Source organism: Streptomyces tauricus, from assembly GCF_014650955.1.
In the GTDB taxonomy this organism is placed as follows: Bacteria; Actinomycetota; Actinomycetes; order Streptomycetales; family Streptomycetaceae; genus Streptomyces; species Streptomyces tauricus.
In genome coordinates, this window is the sequence record NZ_BMVY01000004.1 from 295,120 (window position 1) to 314,764 (window position 19,645).

At 73.1% G+C, this 19,645-nt stretch carries 15 protein-coding genes; 14 read left to right on the top strand and 1 reads right to left on the bottom strand.

What is annotated here, in order from left to right:
- Positions 1–74: 74 nt before the first annotated feature.
- Positions 75–1,088 carry a Gfo/Idh/MocA family protein gene (locus tag IE278_RS10210; RefSeq protein ID WP_189770920.1) on the bottom strand — a complete coding sequence of 338 codons (1,014 nt, stop codon included), beginning with the start codon at positions 1,086–1,088 and terminating at the stop codon, positions 75–77.
- Between the two features lie 117 nt (positions 1,089–1,205).
- Between IE278_RS10210 and IE278_RS10215 the strand changes: the two genes are divergently transcribed.
- The 14 genes from IE278_RS10215 (at position 1,206) to IE278_RS10280 (ending at position 19,481) form a co-directional block, all read left to right on the top strand.
- On the top strand, positions 1,206–1,955 hold the full coding sequence (locus IE278_RS10215) for a GntR family transcriptional regulator (protein ID WP_189771015.1): 750 nt from the start codon (positions 1,206–1,208) through the stop codon (positions 1,953–1,955).
- A gap of 152 nt (positions 1,956–2,107) precedes the next feature.
- A complete protein-coding gene (locus IE278_RS10220; RefSeq protein WP_189770923.1) occupies positions 2,108–3,112 on the top strand; it encodes a sugar ABC transporter substrate-binding protein in 1,005 nt (334 codons plus the stop codon).
- The gene (locus IE278_RS10225; RefSeq protein ID WP_189770925.1) at positions 3,109–4,173 is read left to right on the top strand and encodes an ABC transporter permease; all 1,065 of its coding nucleotides are present in this window, start codon (positions 3,109–3,111) and stop codon (positions 4,171–4,173) included. Before IE278_RS10220 ends, IE278_RS10225 begins: the two co-directional genes overlap by 4 nt.
- Entirely contained in the window at positions 4,170–4,982 is an 813-nt protein-coding gene (locus IE278_RS10230; protein WP_189770927.1) for an ATP-binding cassette domain-containing protein, read from the top strand. Before IE278_RS10225 ends, IE278_RS10230 begins: the two co-directional genes overlap by 4 nt.
- Before the next feature lie 147 nt (positions 4,983–5,129).
- Positions 5,130–6,314, top strand: a complete 1,185-nt coding sequence (locus IE278_RS10235; RefSeq protein ID WP_189770934.1) for an ROK family glucokinase — start codon at positions 5,130–5,132, stop codon at positions 6,312–6,314.
- Entirely contained in the window at positions 6,311–6,892 is a 582-nt protein-coding gene (locus IE278_RS10240) for a sugar kinase (RefSeq protein WP_189770936.1), read from the top strand. Before IE278_RS10235 ends, IE278_RS10240 begins: the two co-directional genes overlap by 4 nt.
- A 129-nt stretch (positions 6,893–7,021) precedes the next feature.
- A complete protein-coding gene (locus tag IE278_RS10245) occupies positions 7,022–9,880 on the top strand; it encodes an SCO1167/SCO6262 family helicase (protein ID WP_189770938.1) in 2,859 nt (952 codons plus the stop codon).
- Complete coding sequence (locus IE278_RS10250) at positions 9,880–12,459, top strand: SWIM zinc finger family protein (RefSeq protein WP_246570225.1); 2,580 nt, start codon at positions 9,880–9,882, stop codon at positions 12,457–12,459. The genes IE278_RS10245 and IE278_RS10250 overlap by 1 nt, the downstream gene beginning before the upstream one ends.
- A gap of 377 nt (positions 12,460–12,836) precedes the next feature.
- On the top strand, positions 12,837–14,180 hold the full coding sequence (locus IE278_RS10255; protein WP_189770940.1) for a sulfite oxidase: 1,344 nt from the start codon (positions 12,837–12,839) through the stop codon (positions 14,178–14,180).
- A 182-nt stretch (positions 14,181–14,362) separates the two neighbouring features.
- Positions 14,363–15,964 (top strand): ABC transporter substrate-binding protein, encoded by a 1,602-nt coding sequence (locus tag IE278_RS10260; protein WP_189770942.1) that lies wholly within the window; start codon positions 14,363–14,365, stop codon positions 15,962–15,964.
- 20 nt (positions 15,965–15,984) lie between these two features.
- Positions 15,985–16,953 carry an ABC transporter permease gene (locus tag IE278_RS10265; RefSeq protein WP_189771017.1) on the top strand — a complete coding sequence of 323 codons (969 nt, stop codon included), beginning with the start codon at positions 15,985–15,987 and terminating at the stop codon, positions 16,951–16,953.
- A 35-nt stretch (positions 16,954–16,988) separates the two neighbouring features.
- Positions 16,989–17,867 carry an ABC transporter permease gene (locus IE278_RS10270; protein ID WP_189770944.1) on the top strand — a complete coding sequence of 293 codons (879 nt, stop codon included), beginning with the start codon at positions 16,989–16,991 and terminating at the stop codon, positions 17,865–17,867.
- 38 nt (positions 17,868–17,905) lie between these two features.
- Complete coding sequence (locus tag IE278_RS10275; protein WP_189771018.1) at positions 17,906–18,817, top strand: ABC transporter ATP-binding protein; 912 nt, start codon at positions 17,906–17,908, stop codon at positions 18,815–18,817.
- Entirely contained in the window at positions 18,810–19,481 is a 672-nt protein-coding gene (locus IE278_RS10280) for an ABC transporter ATP-binding protein (RefSeq protein WP_189770945.1), read from the top strand. The genes IE278_RS10275 and IE278_RS10280 overlap by 8 nt, the downstream gene beginning before the upstream one ends.
- Positions 19,482–19,645: the final 164 nt, after the last annotated feature.

Here is a 19,645-nt window from a genome sequence, read left to right on the forward strand (position 1 = left end):
AGGGGCGCGGGGAACTGCGCATTCGGCCCCGACGCTGCCGCAGCCGACCGCGCGCTCCCCGCCCCCGACGGCAGTCAGTCGCGGCCGCCCGGGATCTCCGACAGCGGCACCGACCGCCGCCCGCGCCGCGACAACTCGCACGCCTCCGCGATCCGCAACGCGTGCAACGCCTCACGCCCGTCGCACGGATTCGCCCGCTCCCCGCGCACCACCTCCACGAACGCGTGCAGCTCCGCCTCGTACGCCGGCCCGAACCGCTCCAGGAACCCCGTCCACGGCTTGGTCGCGGCGGGCGGCCCCGCCGGCTCCGTCGAGGCGATCGGCGTACGGTCGTCGAGCCCGACCCCGATCTGGTCCAGCTCCCCGGCCAGCTCCATGCGTACGTCGTACCCGGCACCGTTCAGCCGCGTGGCCGTGGCCGTCGCGAGCGTGCCGTCGTCCAGCGTGAGGACGCACGCCGCCGTGTCGATGTCGCCCGCCTCGCGGAACATCGCGGGCCCGGCGTCCGACCCCATCGCGTAGACCTCGGTGATCTCCCGCCCGGTGACCCACCGCAGCATGTCGAAGTCGTGCACGAGCGTGTCCCGGTACAGCCCGCCGGACAGCGGCAGATGCGCGGCCGGCGGCGGCGCCTGGTCGGAGGTCATCGCGCGCACGGTGTGCAGCCGGCCGAGCTGCCCCGAGCGCACCACCTCGCGCGCGGTCGCGTAACCGGAGTCGAAGCGCCGCTGGAACCCCATCTGCAGGATCGTTCCGGCAGCCTCGACCTCCGCGATGGCCGTAAGGGTGCCCGTCAGGTCGAGGGCTATGGGCTTCTCGCAGAACACGGGCAGTCCGGCCCGGGCTGCCCGACCGATCAGTTCGCCGTGTGCCGAGGTGGCCGCGGTGATGACCACGGCGTCCACACCCCAGGTGAAGATCTCGTCCACGCCGGGTGCCGCGGTGGCACCTAAGCGGTCCGCGAGCCGACGTGCTCGTACGGGGTCCGCGTCCGTGACGATGAGGGAGCCGCCCACCTCGCGGTGGCGGCTGAGGGCGGTCGCATGAAATGTACCGATACGACCCGTCCCGATGAGTCCGATGCGCATGGGACAAAGTTGAGGGCGAATCCTACACCCTGTCAACTCTTTGTCCGGACAATCGAACCTCACAACTTCCCGTCAACATGCACCGGAGCTACGCTCGGGCCCGTGCCCAAACCAGATGTGGACCCGACCACGCCGCTCCAGCTCAGCGTCGACCGGAACAGCCCGGTCCCGCTCTACTTCCAGCTGGCCCAGCAGCTCGAAGCGGCGATCGAGCGCGGTGCCCTGACCCCGGGCAGCCTGCTGGGCAACGAGATCGAGCTCGCCGGACGTCTCGGCCTGTCCCGGCCCACGGTCCGCCAGGCCATCCAGTCCCTGGTGGACAAGGGCCTCCTCGTACGCCGCCGGGGTGTCGGCACCCAGGTCGTCCACAGCCAGGTCAAGCGCCCCCTGGAGCTCAGCAGCCTCTACGACGACCTGGAGGCGGCCGGCCAGCGCCCGGCGACCCGCGTCCTCGTCAACACCGTCGTCCCGGCGACGGCCGAGGTCGCGGCGGCCCTGTCGGTGGCGGAGGGCAGCGACGTGCACCGGGTGGAGCGGCTGCGGCTGGCCCACGGCGACCCGATGGCGTACCTCTGCAACCATCTGCCGCCCGGCCTGCTCGACCTCGACAGCGCGCAACTGGAGGCCACCGGGCTGTACCGGCTGATGCGGGTCGCGGGCATCACCCTGCACAGCGCCCGCCAGTCCGTCGGCGCCCGGGCCGCCACGGCCGCGGAGGCCGAGCGCCTCGACGAGTCCGCGGGCGCCCCGCTGCTCACCATGCAGCGCACCACCTTCGACGACACGGGCCGCGCCGTCGAGTTCGGCTCCCACACCTACCGCGCCTCGCGCTACTCCTTCGAGTTCCAACTGCTCGTACGCCCCTGAGCTGGTACGACTCCACGGGCCCCGGCGCCGCATCCGGACGCCCGCGCACAGGCTGACGCGACGGTGCCGACAGCCCCGCTGTCCGGAATCCTTCACTCCGTATCCGATACTTGGTTGTTCCATATATCGGATGGCAAGAAGGGCACGGCCTCGTGGCACGGTTTCGGACCTGGGTCAGCATCGCGGTGGCAGGGGCGCTGGGCGCATCCCTGGCCGGGTGCAGCAGCACCGGCGGCAAGCGCGCCGAGGACGCCCGCGAAGCGGCGTCGGCCCAGGGTGGGGGCGCGGTGAGCACGCCTCGCTGGACCGTCGCGATGATCACCCACTCGGGCGACGGCGACACGTTCTGGGACATCGTCCAGAACGGCGCCCAGCAGGCGGCCGACAAGGACAACATCAAGTTCCTGTACTCCCACGACGACGAGGGACAGCAGCAGGCGCAGCTCGTGGACGCCGCCGTGGACAAGGGCGTCGACGGCATCGTCGTCACGCTCGCCAAGCCCGACGCGATGAAGAGCGCGGTCGCGCGCGCCGTGAAGGCCGGCATCCCCGTGATCACCGTGAACTCGGGCTCCGAGCAGTCCAAGGAGTTCGGCGCGCTCACCCATGTCGGCCAGGACGAGACGATCGCGGGCGAGGCCGTCGGCGACGAGCTGAACGAGCGTGGCCGGAAAACGGCCCTCTGCGTCCTCCACGAACAGGGCAATGTCGGCCATGAGCAGCGCTGCGCGGGTGTGAAGAAGACCTTCGACGGCACCCTACGGAACATCTACGTGGAGGGCACCGACATGTCGGCCGTCCAGTCCACCATCGGCGCCAAGCTCCAGGCCGACCCGTCCGTGGACGCCGTCGTCACCCTCGGCGCGCCCTACGCGGACACCGCGGTCAAGGCCAAGGAGGACGCGGGCAGCAAGGCCGAGATCGACACCTTCGACCTGAACGCCAAGGTGGCCGCCTCCCTCAAGGACGGCACCCTCGGCTTCGCCGTCGACCAGCAGCCGTACCTCCAGGGGTACGAGGCCGTGGACCTGCTCTGGCTGTACCGCTACAACGCCGACACGCTCGGCGGCGGCCGGCCCGTCCTCACCGGGCCGCAGATCATCACCAAGGACCAGGCCGCCGAGCTGAAGAGCTACGCGGAGCGGGGGACACGATGACGGCGACGGCTCCCACGCCTCCCACACCCCCTGCGACCTCCACGGCGGACGACCGGCTGCTGCGGACCTCGCCGCTGCGCAGGCTGCTGGGCCGGCCCGAACTCGGCTCGGTGGTCGGCGCGCTCGCCGTCTTCCTCTTCTTCGCGCTGATCGCGGACGGTTTCGTCCGGGCCGCGGGGCTCACCACCGTGCTGTACGCGGCCTCCACGATCGGCATCATGGCGGTGCCCGTCGCCCTGCTGATGATCGGCGGCGAGTTCGACCTCTCCGCGGGTGTCATGGTGACGTCGTCCGCGCTGATCTCGTCGATGTTCAGCTACCAGATGACCGCGAACGTCTGGGTGGGCGTGGGGGTCTCGCTGCTGGTCACCCTCGCGATCGGCTTCTTCAACGGCTTCATGCTCACCCGCACCAAGCTGCCCAGCTTCATCATCACGCTCGGCACCTTCCTCATGCTGACCGGGATGAACCTCGGCTTCACCAAGCTGATCACCGGCACCGTCTCCACCAAGTCGATCGCCGACATGGAGGGCTTCACCTCCGCCAGGGCACTCTTCGCGTCCGTCCTGACCGTCGGCGGCGTCGACTTCAAGGTCACCATCCTGTGGTGGATCGGCCTGGTGGCCCTCGCCTCCTGGATCCTGCTGCGTACTCGCGTCGGCAACTGGATCTTCGCCGTCGGTGGCGGAAAAGAAGCGGCCCGCGCGGTCGGCGTCCCCGTCGCCGCGACCAAAATCGGCCTCTACATGGGCGTGTCCTTCGCCGCCTGGATCGCCGGACAGCACCTGCTCTTCTCCTTCGACGCCGTGCAGTCGGGCGAGGGTGTCGGCAAGGAACTGACATACATCATCGCGGCCGTCATCGGCGGCTGTCTGATCACCGGCGGCTACGGTTCCGCCGTCGGCTCGGCGGTCGGCGCGCTGATCTTCGGCATGACCGACAAGGGCATCGTGTTCGCCGAGTGGAATCCCGACTGGTTCAAGTTCTTCCTGGGAGCGATGCTGCTCCTCGCGACCCTGCTGAACGCCTGGGTCCGCAAGCGCGCGGAGGCCACGGCGTGACGCAGCCCACCCCGACGACGTCCGCTCGGCGCACACCCCTCGTCGAACTCGACGACGTCAGTAAGTACTACGGCAACATCCGCGCCCTGGAGGGCGTCTCGCTGGAGGTCCACGCCGGGGAGATCACCTGCGTCCTCGGCGACAACGGCGCCGGCAAGTCGACCCTGATCAAGATCATCGCGGGGCTGCACCAGCACGACGCGGGCACCTTCCGCATCGAGGGCGAGGACGCCCGCCCGGCGTCCCCGCGGGAGGCCCTGGACCACGGCATCGCCACGGTCTACCAGGACCTCGCCGTCGTCCCCCTGATGCCGGTCTGGCGGAACTTCTTCCTCGGCTCCGAACCCCGCAAGGGATCCGGCCCCTTCAAGCGCCTGGACGTCGACCTGATGCGCCGCACGACCCACGCGGAGCTGCTGCGCATGGGCATCGACCTGCGGGACGTCGACCAGCCCATCGGCACTCTCTCCGGCGGCGAGCGCCAGTGCGTGGCGATCGCCCGGGCCGTCCACTTCGGCGCGAAGGTCCTCGTCCTCGACGAGCCCACCGCGGCCCTGGGCGTCAAACAGTCCGGTGTGGTCCTCAAATATGTGGCCGCGGCACGTGACGCGGGTCTGGGTGTTGTTCTGATCACCCACAACCCCCACCACGCGTACCTCGTCGGCAACCGCTTCGTCCTCCTCAAGCGAGGCACGATGGTCGGCAACCACACGCGCGACGACATCACCCTCGACGAACTGACCCGCCAAATGGCGGGCGGCACGGAACTGGACGCCTTGCGCCACGAACTGGAGAAGCCGACCCCGTAGTGCGCCCCGTCAGGGGCGCGCGGAACCGCGCGACCAGCCATGACGAACCCGCGAAGGACGGACGGCCGCGGCTGCCCGGGGCGACCCGGAGCGCGGCGAGGGACGCCGCCGTGCGGCCAAACCCCCACGTGGGGCAGAATCGGCGCGATGAGCACCTACCGCGACCTCGCCCTGCCCAGGGCGCTCGGCTCCGCCAGAGCCGCGGGCGCCCCCATCGGCTCCCGCCGTGCCACCGCCCTGCGCACCGTGGGCACACGCGAGCGCCGCTCCCACCTGACGGCACCGCGCGTCCCCACCGTCGGCATCGACATCGGCGGTACGAAGGTGATGGCGGGCGTCGTGGACGCGGATGGCAACATCCTGGAGAAGGTCCGCACCGAGACCCCCGACAAGTCCAAGAGCCCCAGGGTCGTCGAGGACACCATCGTCGAACTGGTGCTGGACCTCTCCGACCGGCACGACGTGCACGCGGTGGGCATCGGCGCGGCCGGCTGGGTCGACGCGGACCGCAACCGCGTCCTGTTCGCCCCCCACCTGTCGTGGCGCAACGAACCCCTCAGGGACCGTATCGCCGGACGCCTCGCCGTCCCGGTACTGGTCGACAACGACGCCAACACCGCCGCCTGGGCGGAGTGGCGCTTCGGCGCGGGCCGCGGCGAGGACCACCTCGTCATGATCACGCTCGGCACCGGTATCGGTGGCGCCATCCTGGAGGACGGGCAGGTCAAGCGCGGCAAGTTCGGTGTGGCGGGCGAGTTCGGCCATATGCAGGTCGTGCCCGGCGGCCACCGCTGCCCGTGCGGCAACCGCGGCTGCTGGGAGCAGTACAGCTCAGGCAACGCCCTGGTCCGCGAGGCCCGCGAACTCGCCGCCGCCGACTCCCCGGTGGCCTACGGGATCATCGAGCACGTCAAGGGCAACATCGCCGAGATCACCGGCCCGATGATCACCGAGCTGGCCCGTGAGGGCGACGCGATGTGCATCGAACTGCTCCAGGACATCGGCCAGTGGCTCGGCGTCGGCATCGCGAACCTCGCGGCCGCACTCGACCCCTCCTGCTTCGTCATCGGCGGCGGCGTCAGCGCGGCCGACGACCTCCTGATCGGCCCCGCGCGCGACGCCTTCCGACGCCAGCTGACCGGCCGCGGCTACCGCCCCGAGGCCCGCATCGCCCGCGCCCAGCTCGGCCCCGAGGCCGGCATGGTCGGCGCCGCGGACCTCGCCCGGCTGGTGGCCCGCCGCTTCCGCCGCGCCAACCGGCGCCGCGTCGAACGGTACGAGCGCTACGAGCGGTACGCCGAGTCGCGCCGCGAGGCACAGGAGACGCTGTGACGGCCTCACTGCCGCGCCAGGCCTCGCCCCCGGACGAGCCGCCCCGTCCGCCCGAGAACCGGGGCCACCGGATCCGCCGCCGCGCGCTGACCCTGCTGATCATCGTGCTGCTCATCGGAGTCCCGGCCGGCTATCTGGTGATCTCCGCCAACCAGAGCCGGGACAGCGGCAAGGACAAGGAGGCGAAGTACTCGGCGACCGGGCTCACCCCGGGCTGGCCCTCCCGCGTCCAGCGCCGCCTGTACCAGGTGCCCATCCCGGGCTACTCGGCCGAGGTCGCGTACTACGAGACGAACAACTGGAAGACCAGCCGGCTCTACGTCCAGTTCCTCACCAGCGACGAGGGCCTGGAGAAGTTCCTCAAGACCATCGGGACCAGCCTCGACGCCCTGGAGAAGGACGACATCGTCATCAGCGCACGCGACCGGCGGGTCGTAGGCTGGGAGTTCACCGGCCCCGGCCCCTGGTCGGGCCTGAACCACGAGCGGAAGAACCCGACGCCCACGCATCACATCGTCGTGGACTGGGCGAAGCCCGGCCATCCCATGGTCTACGTGGTCTCCAGAACGACGCCCTGACCAGCCCTGACCCCGCCTGGCCGCCCCGCCCCGCCCCGTCGCCGGACCGCGTTGTCAGACCCGGCCCGTAGAGTCGAAGACGATCGATCCGTCAATGGCGTCGGGGTGGCGAGGGAGGTGGCCGGGAGCATGATCGTGGGGGAGACGCGTGCCGACTCCGGCACTCATACCGATACGGACACCGCGCCCGAGGTGTCCGTGCGGCTGGCCGCCGTGTTCCTGCCCGCCGCGCTGCCCCGCGGCGGACGGATGGCCTTCTGGGACCCGGACGGCGAGATCCCGGTCCCAGCGCCGGACACCGAGATCACGGTCGTACGACGGCACGGGACGGGGGTACGCCGGGTGTCGGTGCCCGCGCTGACGCTGCCCGTCACCGACGCCCTGCCGCTGCTGGTGCGGGCCCGGCACGACCCCGCCACCCATCCCGCCACGGCCTGCTGGGGAGCCGCCGCCCTGCACGCGCTGCGGCTCGTCGCGCGCGGCCGGCTGCTGCCCGGCCTGACACCCGACGGATTCGACGCCTGGCGTGCCGGCCCCCTGGACCCGGACGACATCGCCCACCTCAGGGCGATCGCCGCGGCCCTTCCGTACGAGGGACACGCCGTCCCCCTGCCGGGCCGCGGCCCGCTCAGGCTGCCCGAGCCGGAAGCCCTGACCCGTGCCTTCCTGGACGCGGTCGCCGACGCCCTGCCCCGCACCCCGGCCGCTCCCTACGCCGCCGGGCTGCCCTTCGCCGCGAGCGGAGCCCAGCGCCTGCGGGGCGCCGAGGACTGGGCGGCGGAGGTCGCCGCCGGCATGGACGCGGGGGTACGGATCTCCCTGCGCCTGGACCTGTCCGCGTACGAGCTGTTCGACGACAGCGAGGACGCGCGGCGGGCGGGCGCCGCCGTCGTCCAGGTGCACAGCCTCGCCGACCCCACCCTCGTGGTCGACGCGGCGGCCCTGTGGGCGGGTACCGCCGCCGACGGATTCGGACCGCGCGCCCAGGTCGACGCCGCACTGGCCGTGCGCCGCGCGGCCCGCGTCTGGCCGCCCCTGGACCGGCTGTCCGCGCAGGACGTGCCCGACGTACTGGCCCTGTCCGAGGACGAGCTGTCGGACCTGCTCGGGGTGGCGGCCACCCGCCTCGGCGCGGCCGGGGTCGCCGTGCACTGGCCGCGCGACCTCGCCCAGGACCTGAGCGCCGCCGCGGTCGTGCGGCCCGCGCCCGGCTCGGCCACGGACGGGACGGGCTTCTTCGAGAGCGAGGAGCTGCTCCAGTTCCGCTGGCAGCTGGCCCTGGGCGGCGACCCGCTCAGCGAGGCGGAGATGGACGCCCTCGCCGAAGCACACCGCCCCGTCGTCCGGCTCCGGGACCAGTGGGTGCTCGTCGACCCGGCGCTGGTCCGCAAGGCCCGCAAACGCGAACTGGGCCTGCTCGACCCGGTCGACGCCCTCTCCGCGGCGCTCAGCGGCAGCGTGGAGGTCGACGGGGAGAGCGTCGAAGCGGTGCCCGTCGGAGCGCTCGCCGCGCTGCGCGACCGCCTGACGGCCGGACTGCGGCCCGCCGAACCGCCCCCCGGCCTGAAGGCGACCCTTCGGGACTACCAACTGCGCGGACTGGCCTGGCTCGACCTCATGACCTCGCTCGGTCTGGGCGGCTGCCTCGCCGACGACATGGGACTCGGCAAGACCATCACCGTCATCGCCCTCCATCTGAAGCGCGCACGCACCGAGCCGACCCTCGTGATCTGCCCCGCCTCGCTGCTCGGCAACTGGCAGCGGGAGATCGAGCGGTTCGCCCCCGGCGTGCCTGTGCGCCGCTTCCACGGACCTGACCGTTCGCTGGCGGACACGGCGGGCGGCTTCGTCCTGACCACCTACGGGACGATGCGGTCGACGGCACCGCTGCTGGCCCAGCAGACCTGGGGCATGGTCGTCGCGGACGAGGCCCAGCACGTCAAGAACCCGTACTCGGCGACGGCCAAGGCCCTGCGGACGATCTCCGCACCGGCCAGGGTCGCCCTGAGCGGCACCCCGGTGGAGAACAACCTCTCCGAGCTGTGGGCCCTGCTCGACTGGACGACCCCGGGGCTCCTCGGCCCGCTGAAGTCGTTCCGCGCCCGGCACGCGCGCGCCGTGGAGAACGGCGAGGACGAGGAGGCCGTGGCCCGCCTCGCCCGGCTGATCCGGCCCTTCCTCCTCCGGCGCAAGAAGTCCGACCCGGGGATCGTGCCCGAACTCCCTCCCAAGACGGAGACGGACCACCCCGTCCCCCTCAGCCGCGAACAGGCCTCCCTGTACGAGGCCGTGGTCCGCGAGTCGATGCTCGCCATCGAGACCACGCAGGGCATCGCCCGACGAGGCCTCGTCCTCAAGCTCCTCACCGCGCTCAAGCAGATCTGCGACCACCCGGCGCTGTATCTGAAGGAGGAGCCGGACGGACTCCCCAGCGGCTCGGGAGCGGCTCGGCAGGCCGCCCGTTCCGGCAAACTGGCCCTGCTCGACGAGCTGTTGGACACGTTGCTCGCCGAGGACGGCTCGGCGCTCGTCTTCACCCAGTACGTGGGGATGGCCCGGCTCATCACGAACCACCTCACGGCGCGCGCGGTCCCCGTCGAACTGCTCCACGGGGGCACGCCGGTGCCGGAGCGCGAACACATGGTGGACCGGTTCCAGAGCGGGGCGACGCCCATCCTGATCCTGTCCCTGAAGGCGGCCGGCACCGGTCTCAACCTCACCCGCGCGGGCCACGTCGTCCACTTCGACCGCTGGTGGAACCCGGCCGTCGAGGAACAGGCCACCGACCGCGCCTACCGCATCGGCCAGACCCAGCCCGTCCAGGTGCACCGCCTCATCACCGAGGGCACCGTCGAGGACCGTATCGCCGACATGCTCGCCTCCAAGCGGGCCCTGGCGGACGCGATCCTCGGCTCCGGCGAGGCGTCCCTGACGGAGCTGACCGACCGCGACCTGTCCGACCTGGTCTCCCTGCGGAGGTCCACGTGATGTCTCCGACGGATCAGCCGGGTACGGCGGACGAGCGTCCCCCGACCGGCGAGGAGCGGCCCGCCGACGCCGCCCGGCGCGCGCTGCGGGCCGCGCGGCGCGGGGACGCGGGCACCCCGGGTGCCGAGTCGGCCAAGCCGCGCTCCGACGAGCCGGTCGCGCCCTCCACGGCGGCTGGCGAACCGAGGCGGGGAGCCACCGAGGGGCCCACGGCGTCCGGACCCCGGCCGACATCCGGACCCCGGCCTGGGGACATCGCGCGCGAGGCACTGCGACGGGCCGCCGCCGAGAAGCCCGTGCAGGAGAACCCGGCTCCGGCCGCCGACGCGACGGTGGCGGGACCGCCCGACGCGGCCCCCGTACCGTCGGCGCAGGCGCAGGCGCAGGCGCAGGAGCCGACGTCGGCGGACAGTCGGCCCGATGAGGCGGACGCGGCCCCCGAGCCGCCGGTGCGCGACCGGCCCGGCGCTTCCTCCGGCCCCGCGCGCCCCGGCGACGTGGCCCGAGAGGCCCTGCGAGCCGCACGCAGCCAGGCGGAGAAGGCGGAGAAGGCGGAGAGGGAGCGAACCGCCGCGCAGGGCAGGGGAGTCGGGGCCGCCAGGAAGCGGCGCGGGGGCGCCGAGTCCGCGGCCCCCGGTGCTCGCGCTCGTTCCGCCGCGCCGGGCCGCGAGGCGGCGGCCCAGGTCCGGGAGCTGGCCGCACTGCTGGGCAACACGCTCGACCTGTCGTCCCGACTGGAGAGGGAAGAGCGGGCGGACGAATCCGACCCTGAGCCGAGCACCACGAGCCCGGCGCCGCATTCGGGCACGGACACCGGCATGCGCGCGGGCAGCGGTACCGGTACGGATACCGGCACAAGCGCGACCACCGGCACCGGTACAGGTACCGGCACCGATACGGATACCGCCACAAGCGCGACCACCGGCACCGGTACTGGCACGAGCGCGGGCAGCGGCACAGCCCCCGGCACGAGCACGGGCACCGGCACAAGTACGGGCAGCGACACCGGTACGGACACCGGCACAAGCGCGGGTACCGGCGCGGGTGCGGGCGCCGGCAGTAAAGCTGCCGCCGGCAGGGAAGCCGGTGCCGCCGACGCGGGGACCGGTCTCCCCGCCTCAGCCGCCGCCGGGCCCGGCGGCGACCGCATCCCGCACGCCGAGGTCGCCCCCGGCCCCTACGCCGCCCCCGGCCCCCACGCCACTTTCGACACCTCCCCCGACCCGGGTGCCGTCCCCGCTGCCGGCCGCTCCTCAGCCCCCGCCCCCGCCCCCGCTCCGGCCCCCGCACAGCGCAGCGCCCCGGGGGCCGGTCGTTCCATGGGCGCTCCCGCTCGGGACGGTGAGCTGCGGCGTACGTTTCCGCCGCCGGCGCGGGTGCGGCGCGAGGGCGGGTTCGCCGAGACGTGGTGGGGGAACGCGTGGGTCGCCGCGCTGGAGGAGATGGCGCTCGACGCGGCACGGCTCGGACGGGGCAAGGCGTACGCGGGGCAGGGACACGTCGACGCCGTCACGGTCACGCCGGGGCTCGTGCTCGCCTACGTCCACGGGAGCCGCCCGCGGCCGTACCGCGTACAGATCAGGATGCGTACGCTCTCGGACGACGACTGGGAACGCTTTCTCGACGCCGCCGCCGAACGCCCGGCCCACATCGCCGCGTTGCTCGACAAGGAACTGCCCCAGGCCCTCGCCGACAGCGGGGTGGAACTGCTCCCCGGCCCCGGCGACCTCGTCCCGCGCTGCAGTTGCCCCGACTCCGGCCACCCCTGCAAACACGCGGCAGCCCTCTGCTATCAGACCGCGCGACTGCTGGACGAGGACCCGTTCGTCCTCCTCCTGATGCGCGGCCGGGGCGAGCGCGAACTGCTGGACGAACTGTCCCGGCGCAACGCCACCCTGGCCGCCCGCTCGGCCCGCGCCGCCGAGGAACCGGCGCTGCCCGGAGTCCTGGCGCGCGAGGCGGTCGAGCGCCGCGTACGGGCGCCGCTGCCGGCCCCGCTGCCGCCGCCCGCGCATCCGCAGCAGCCCCCGGCCTACCCGGCGTCGCCCGGCGGCCCCGACCCGTTCGCGCTGGACCAGTTGGCCACCGACGCCGCCGCCCGCGCGCACGCCCTGCTCACCACCGGCCGCGACCCCCTCGGCGGTCTGACGCTCTGGCAGGATGCCGTCCGGCTCGCCGCCACCCGCCCGGGTTCCGGCCTCACCGCCACCACCCGCGCCCTCTACGCGGGCCTGGCCACCGCCGCGCGCCGCACCCCGGGAGACCTGGCCCGCGCGGTCGCCGCGTGGCGCCAGGGCGGGCTCGAAGGGCTCGCCGTCCTCGAAGAGGCATGGGACCCTCCGGCGGGCCGTTTCGACCGGGCCCGCCCGCTCCTCCTCGCGGCCGACTTCCCCGCCTTCCGGCCCTGGCACAACCACCTCACCCACCCGCACGGCCACATACAGCTCCGCCTGGGCCACGACGGCCTCTGGTACGCGTACGAGTCGGAACCGGGCCATGACGACTGGTGGCCCCGCGGCACCCCCGACCTGGATCCGGTCGGCGCCCTCACCGGCCTGGGATCGCCGACCGACGTCTGAGCGCGCCCCGACTCCCGCGAATCACCGGCGAGTCGGCGCGCGGGCTCGTACCATGGCGCCCATGATCCTCAGCCGATGCCGCCCCGCCCCGCGGTTCCGTGTGCGTACGCCGCACGGCTGTTGTTGATCCTCACCGAACCCGTGGCCCCGGCGCGCTGACCGTCGGCGAACCTCCGCCGAGCTCGTCACGGCACCCGGCCGCACCACCCCGACGCACCACTTCGACGCACCCTCCAGGCACCCCCGGGTCCCGGCGTGCCTTGCCGTACCCGGACCGGTTCCGGACCCGTCGTCGCACCGGACCCGTATCCGCACCCCGCCCCGCCCACTTCCTCCGTACGCACGCTCGTGAACCCCCGAGAGGCAGGAGCCCACCCATGGCCCGTACCGAATCCGCATCGCACGAAGAGGCCGTCTACGACCGGCGCAGACTCCGTCAGTGGCTGGCGGGCGAAGCCCGGGCCGACGGTATCGAGCGGCGCGACATGCTCCGGCTGCTGGCCGCCGCCGGACTCACCACCGCGGCCACCGCGGCCACCACCGCTTTCGCCGCACCGGCCCTCGCCGCTTCCGGAACCACCGCCGGTTCCGCTGCCGGTTCCGCCGCCGGAGCCACCGGCAGCGCTTCGGCCGCCGCCGTCCCCGGGATAGTCAAGCCCCTCCCCGACGACTGGTTCGTCTCCCGCGGTACGAACGCCGAGACCAGGTTCGAGGCACTGGCGGGCACCGGCCACCACACCCCCACGGACCGCTTCTTCGTCCGCAACCACACCGCCACCCCCGTCCTGGACGCGAACACCTGGAGCGTCACCGTCTGGGGAGACGGACTGGCCGGCGGCGGCGCCGCGTTCACGCTCGACGACCTGAAGCGGCTGCCCGCCACCACCCGCAGCGCGTTCGTGGAGTGCGCGGGCAACGGCCGCAGCTTCTTCACGACCCAGCAGGGCCAGACCGTGTCCGGCACGGCGTGGACCCTGGGAGCGATCGGCGCGGCCCGCTGGCGCGGGGTACGGCTCGGCGAGGTGCTGCGCCGCGCCGGGCTGAGCCGCGGCGCCGTGGACGTCCTGCCGCGCGGCCTGGACGCCGACTACGTCACGGCGGACGGTACGAACCTCGGCCGGGTCCGCCGCCCGCTGCCCGTGTCGAAGGCCCTGGACGACGTGCTGCTCGCGTACGAGATGAACGGTGAGCCGCTCCCGCCGGACCACGGCGGCCCCGTGCGGGTCCTCGTGCCGTCCTGGGTCGGGATCGCGTCGATCAAGTGGGTCGGCGACATCGAGGTATCCGCCCAGCCGCTGTACTCCCCGTGGAACACCGACTTCTACCGGCTGTTCGGCGACGCCTACCCGGCGGGAGGCAGTGCGCCGCTCACCCGTCAGACCCTCAAGTCCGCCTTCGAACTCCCGTGGAACGCGAGCCTGGAGGCCGCCGCCGAGCACCGTCTCACCGGCCGCTCGTGGTCGGGCGCGGGCGAGGTGGCGCGCGTCGACGTGAGCACCGACGGCGGTGCGAGCTGGCGGCGCGCCCGCCTGCACGACGCCCCGCGCCGCGCCGACTGGGTCCGCTGGTCCGCCGACTGGCGTCCGGCGGCCCCGGGCGCGTACACGCTCCTGGCCCGCGCGACGGACACCACGGGCCGCACCCAGCCGGAGACCACCGTCCACAACACGCAGGGCTATCTCTTCGACGCGGTCGTCCGTCACCCGGTCCGGGCCGTGTGACCCGCGCCCCGTGCGGGCGCGTACGAGACACGACGTGAAAAGCGGCCCCGCGTGCACCTGCGCCGCCGGTGGAGCGAACGCCACCGGCGGCGCAGGTCGTGGACTGATGTGCGATCGTCCTGGGTATCCCCCAGTTGCATGTGATGCGCAAGAGCATTCTGACTGCAACAAGGGGTGGGTTCATGACGACCCGATGGATACGCGGCACAGTCGTCGCCGCGGCGATGACCTGCGGGGCCGCCGCGTGCTCGGCGCCCGGTGGCGGGCCCGGCGACGGCGGGTCCGCCGACTCGGTGGTGATCGGGGTGGCCTCGGAGCCGGACACCCTCAGCCCCCTGCTCGGCTACGGCAAGGACGGCAACTCCAAGATCTTCGACGGGCTGCTCGCCCGGGACGCCGACCTGAAGCTCGTGCCCGCGCTGGCGAAGGCACTGCCCACGGTGGGCGACAACGGCCTGACCTACACCTACACCCTGCGCGACGGGGTCGAGTTCAGCGACGGCGAGCCGCTCACCGCCGCCGACGTGGTCTTCACCTACGAGACCGTCCTCGACGAGAAGACCAACAACACCTCCCGCAGCGAACTCGACGCCGTCGAGGAGGTGCGGGCCGACGGTGACGGCAAGGTCGTCTTCACGCTCAAGTACCCCTACGCGCCCTTCGCCGGCCGCACGGTCCTGCCCGTCGTCCCCGAGCACGTGGCCGGCGGCCAGGACCCCAACACCGGCTCCTTCAACACCGAGCCGGTCGGCACCGGCCCGTACGTCCTCTCCGCCTGGAGCAAGGGCGAGAAGCTCACCTTCAAGGCCAACCCCCGGTACTGGGGCGGGGCCCCGAAGGTGAGGACGGTCACCATGGCCGTCGTCGAGGACGACGACGTACGCGCCACCCGGCTGCGCTCCGGCGACCTGGACGGCGCGGTCCTGCCGCCCAACCTCGCCGCCGCCCACAGGAACGACAGCGGCACGAAGTCCCGTGACTTCAGGACCTACGAGGCCAGGTCCTACGACTTCCGCACGGTCACCCTCCCCACGGGGAACGAGGTCACCGGCGACCGGGCGATCCGCCGGGCCCTGGACGCCGCGGTGGACCGCGAGGCCATGACGGCCGGCATCCTCGACGGCGCGGGCCGCCCGGCCTACGGACCGCTGCCCGTCGACGACCCGTGGTTCGCGAAGGGCATCGAACACCCCCAGGACCTGAGCGGGGCCGAGCGCATCCTGGACCGGGCCGGCTGGCGGGAAGGCGCGGACGGCATCCGGGCCAGGAACGGCCGACGGGCCGCCTTCACCCTCCTCTACCCCTCCGGCGACAAGGTCCGCCAGGACCACGCCCTCGCGTACGCCTCCGATGCCAAGAAGGCCGGTATCGACGTCAAGGCCGAGAGCGCCACCTGGGAGGTCATCGAACCGCGGATGAAGGACGACGCGGTCCTCGCAGGCGGCGGCAGCACCGGCGACCCCGACTTCGGCCTCTACACGCTCCTGCACTCCTCACTCGCCGGAGACGGCTTCAACAACATGGGCCACTACGACAACCCCGCCGTGGACAAGGCCCTCGACGCCGGCCGCCGCAGCCAGGACGAACAGACGCGCAAGGCGGCGTACGACACGATCCAGCGGGAGCTGGTGAAGGACCCCGGCTACACCTTCCTCACCCACATCGACCACGTCTACGTCCTCGCCGACCGCTGGCAGGGACTGACCACCCAACTGGAGCCGCACGAGCACGGATTCGCCAGCGGCCCCTGGTGGAACGTCGAGGACTGGCGGCCCGAGCAGTGAGCCGACCGCCCTGGGGCGCCATGGCCCGGCTCGCCGGGCGGCGGTCCCTGTTCGCCGCCCCGGTCCTGCTGGTCGTCACCTTCGGCATGTTCGCGATCGCCGCCGCCTCCCCCTTCGACCCGGTACGGGCCTACGCGGGCACCGCCGCCCTCGGCGCCGACCGCGAGACCCTGGACCGGCTCCGCACCAATCTCGGGGTGGACCGGCCCTTCGCCGAACGCTGGTGGGACTGGCTGACCTCCGCGCTCACCGGCGACCTCGGCCAGTCCAGCGTGATGCGCCAGCCGGTGGCCGAGGTGATCGGCGAACGCCTGCTGTGGTCCACGCTGCTGTGCACGGTCGCGTTCGCCGCGGCCGTCCTCGGCGGCACCCTGCTCGGGGTGCTCGCCGCCCGTCGCCAGGGCGGTTGGCTCGACCGTACGGTCACCTCGCTCGCCTACGCCCTATCGGCCGCCCCGGTGTTCTGGACCGCCCTGCTCGCCATCTGGCTGTTCGCCCTCCGGCTGGACCTCCTGCCGGCGGGCGGCCTGACCGACACCGCGACCGAACAGGTCACCGCCGGCCAGGTGGTGAGCCACCTCGTGCTGCCCGCCGGCGTCCTCGCGGTCTCCCAGCTCCCGTGGTTCGTCCTGTACGTCCGTCAGGGCGTCGCCGACGCCCTGACGGAGGACCCGGTACGCGGCGCCCGGGCCCGCGGGCTGAGCGAACACACCGTCCTGCTCGGCCACGCCCTGCGCTCCGGACTGCTCCCGGTCCTCACACTGATCGGCTCCCGCCTGCCCGAACTCATCACCGGCGCCCTGCTGGTGGAGACCGTCTTCAGCTGGCCCGGTATCGCGGCGGCCACGGTGGAGGCGGCCACCGCCGTCGACTTCCCGCTCCTCGCCGCCCTCACCGCGCTGGCCGCCGTCGCCGTCCTCGCCGGGAACCTGCTCGCGGACCTGCTCTACGGACTCTTCGACCCGAGGGTGAAACTCAGTGAGATGTGACTCCCCGACTCCCACGACCGAGGGAGCCGACTCCCATGGCTGACACGGCAGTCGAGACCGAATGGCGCTCGTGCGGCACCCGCCGCCGCTCCGCCCGCACCGTCCGGGTGGCCGCCTCCGTGACGATCGTCGCCGCGACGGTCCTCGCGGTTTTGCTCGTCCCGCCGCTGGTCCAACTCGACCAGCAGGCCGTCGACTTGGCCGCCAAGCTCCAACCGCCGTCCTGGGCGCACCCGTTCGGCACCGACGACGTGGGGCGCGACCTGCTGCTGCGCTGTGTCCACGGCCTGCGCGTCTCCCTGCTCGTCGGCGTGACCGCGGCCCTGACGGCGACCGTGATCGGCACGGCCGTCGGCGCCACGGCCGGAGCGCTGGGCGGCTGGGCCGACCGGGGCATCATGCGGCTGATCGACACCTTCTCGTCCGTCCCGCACCTGCTCCTCGGCATCTTCGTCGTCGCCATGTTCCGCCCCGGCGTCTGGCCGGTGGTGGTCTCGGTCGGCCTCACCCACTGGCTGTCGACCGCCCGGATCGTCCGCGCCGAGGTGCTGTCCCTGCGCTCCCGCCCCTACATCGACGCGGCGCTCTCCGGCGGCGCGTCGAGGCTGCGCATCGCGGTACGCCATCTGCTGCCCGCCGTACTGCCCCAGGCCGCGCTGGCCGCCGTACTGATGGTGCCGCACGCCATGTGGCACGAGTCCGCCCTGTCCTTCCTCGGACTCGGCCTGCCGTCCCACCTGGCGAGCCTCGGCAACCTCATCCAGAACGCCCGCGGCTCGCTGCTCGCCGGACAGTGGTGGCCGACCCTCTTCCCCGGCCTGTTCCTCATCGTCCCCACCCTCGCCGTCGCCGGCCTCGCCGGAGCCTGGCGGGAGCGGATCAACCCACGCCGCCGATCGGAGCTGATGCTGTGACGGTGCTGTCCGTGCGCGGCCTGTCGGTGCGCTTCCTCATGCCGGGCGGGCGCCGCGTCGCCGCCGTCACCGACGCGCACTTCGACGCGGCGGCGGGGGAGTGCCTGGCCCTGATCGGCGAGAGCGGCTGCGGCAAGTCCGTCCTCGTCTCCGCCCTCCTCGGCCTGCTCCCCGCCAACGCCCAGACCGCCGGCGAGGCCCGCCTCGGAGACCTCGACCTGCTCGCGGCCGACGAGCGCACCCTGGCCCGTACGGTCCGCGGGCGCCGTATCGGCCTCATACCGCAGAGCCCGGCCGCCCACCTGACCCCCGTCCGCACCATCCGGTCCCAACTGGAGGAGACCGTCGCCGCGTTGACGGGCGTCCGCGGCCGGGCGGCCCTGCGCTCCGCCGCCGAACAGGCCGCCCGGCGCGCCGCGTTCCCCGAGGACCACCTCGACCGCCACCCGCACGAACTCTCCGGCGGCCTCGCCCAGCGGGCCGCCACCGCCCTCGCCCTCGTCGGCGACGCGCCGCTGCTCCTCGCCGACGAACCCACCACCGGACTCGACCGCGACCTCGTGGACCACACGGTCGACGAACTGCGCCGTCATGTGGACACCGCGGGCCGGGCCCTCCTGGTCATCACCCACGACCTGGCCGCGGCCGAGCGCGTCGCCGACCGTGTGGCCGTCATGTACGCGGGCCGCGTCGTCGAACTCACCGACGCCGACGCGTTCTTCGGCGCTCCCGGCCCCCGCCACCCCTACAGCCGAGGCCTCCTGCGGGCACTGCCCGACCGCGCCTTCACCGCCATCCCCGGCATGCCCCCCGAACTCGGGAACCTCCCCGACGGCTGCGCCTTCGCCGCCCGCTGCGACCGGGCCGCCGCCACCTGCGCCACCCGGCCGCCGATGACGGCCACGGTCGCCTGCCACCACCCGTACGTACCTGAGGACAGCCATGCTTGAACTGCGGGCCATCACCGCCGGATACGAACGGCACGCCCCCGTGGTGCGGGACTTCTCCCTGACCGTCGGGCCCGGCGAAGTCGTCGGCCTCCTCGGCCCCAGCGGCTGCGGCAAATCCACCCTCGCCCGCGTCGCCGCGCTGCTGCACCGCCCCGACTCCGGAACCCTGCTCCTCGACGGCGAACCCGTACGCCACTGGCGCCACCGCGCCGCACGCGCACAACGCACCGCCTTCGGCGTCGTCTTCCAGCAGCCCAGACTCGCCGCCGACCCCCGGCTGCGCCTCGCCCACCTCATCGCCGAGCCCTTGTACGCCACCGGCCGGCGGAGCGAAGTACCCGACCGGGTAACGGAGTTGGCGTCGGCCGTCGGACTGACCCCCGACCTGCTGACCCGCCGCCCGCACGAGGTCAGCGACGGCCAACTGCAACGCGCCTGCCTGGCCCGCGCCCTCGTCCTGCGCCCCCGCTGGCTGATCTGCGACGAGATGACCGCGATGCTCGACGCCTCCACCGGCGCCGCGCTGGTCGCGGTGGTGGAGGCCTACAGATCCACCACCGGCGCGGCCCTGCTGGCCGTCGGCCACGACCGGACACTCCTGAACCGCTGGTGCGGCCGCACGGTCCACTGGGAGACATCCTGCGAGGTCCCTGAAGCCTCCTAGGGTCCCTCTGCCTCCTAGGGTCCCTCTGTACGATGCACGCGCGGCGTGTCCGGCGTTACCCGGCCCTCGGCGGTATGTGAAGGCCGGTGCGGAGGATCTTCGCGAGGCTGCCACAACGTGGGACGGCTTGCACGGGGATCCGACCCAAGTGCGTGAGAAATCGT

Bases quoted from the DNA above. Each gene is read 5' to 3' on its own strand.
- IE278_RS10210 (WP_189770920.1), bottom strand. From the start codon at position 1,088: ATGCGCATCGGACTCATCGGGACGGGTCGTATCGGTACATTTCATGCG.
- IE278_RS10225 (WP_189770925.1), top strand. From the start codon at position 3,109: ATGACGGCGACGGCTCCCACGCCTCCCACACCCCCTGCGACCTCCACG.
- IE278_RS10235 (WP_189770934.1), top strand. From the start codon at position 5,130: ATGAGCACCTACCGCGACCTCGCCCTGCCCAGGGCGCTCGGCTCCGCC.
- IE278_RS10245 (WP_189770938.1), top strand. From the start codon at position 7,022: ATGATCGTGGGGGAGACGCGTGCCGACTCCGGCACTCATACCGATACG.
- IE278_RS10250 (WP_246570225.1), top strand. From the start codon at position 9,880: ATGTCTCCGACGGATCAGCCGGGTACGGCGGACGAGCGTCCCCCGACC.
- IE278_RS10255 (WP_189770940.1), top strand. From the start codon at position 12,837: ATGGCCCGTACCGAATCCGCATCGCACGAAGAGGCCGTCTACGACCGG.
- IE278_RS10260 (WP_189770942.1), top strand. From the start codon at position 14,363: ATGACGACCCGATGGATACGCGGCACAGTCGTCGCCGCGGCGATGACC.
- IE278_RS10265 (WP_189771017.1), top strand. From the start codon at position 15,985: ATGGCCCGGCTCGCCGGGCGGCGGTCCCTGTTCGCCGCCCCGGTCCTG.
- IE278_RS10270 (WP_189770944.1), top strand. From the start codon at position 16,989: ATGGCTGACACGGCAGTCGAGACCGAATGGCGCTCGTGCGGCACCCGC.
- IE278_RS10275 (WP_189771018.1), top strand. From the start codon at position 17,906: ATGCCGGGCGGGCGCCGCGTCGCCGCCGTCACCGACGCGCACTTCGAC.
- IE278_RS10280 (WP_189770945.1), top strand. From the start codon at position 18,810: ATGCTTGAACTGCGGGCCATCACCGCCGGATACGAACGGCACGCCCCC.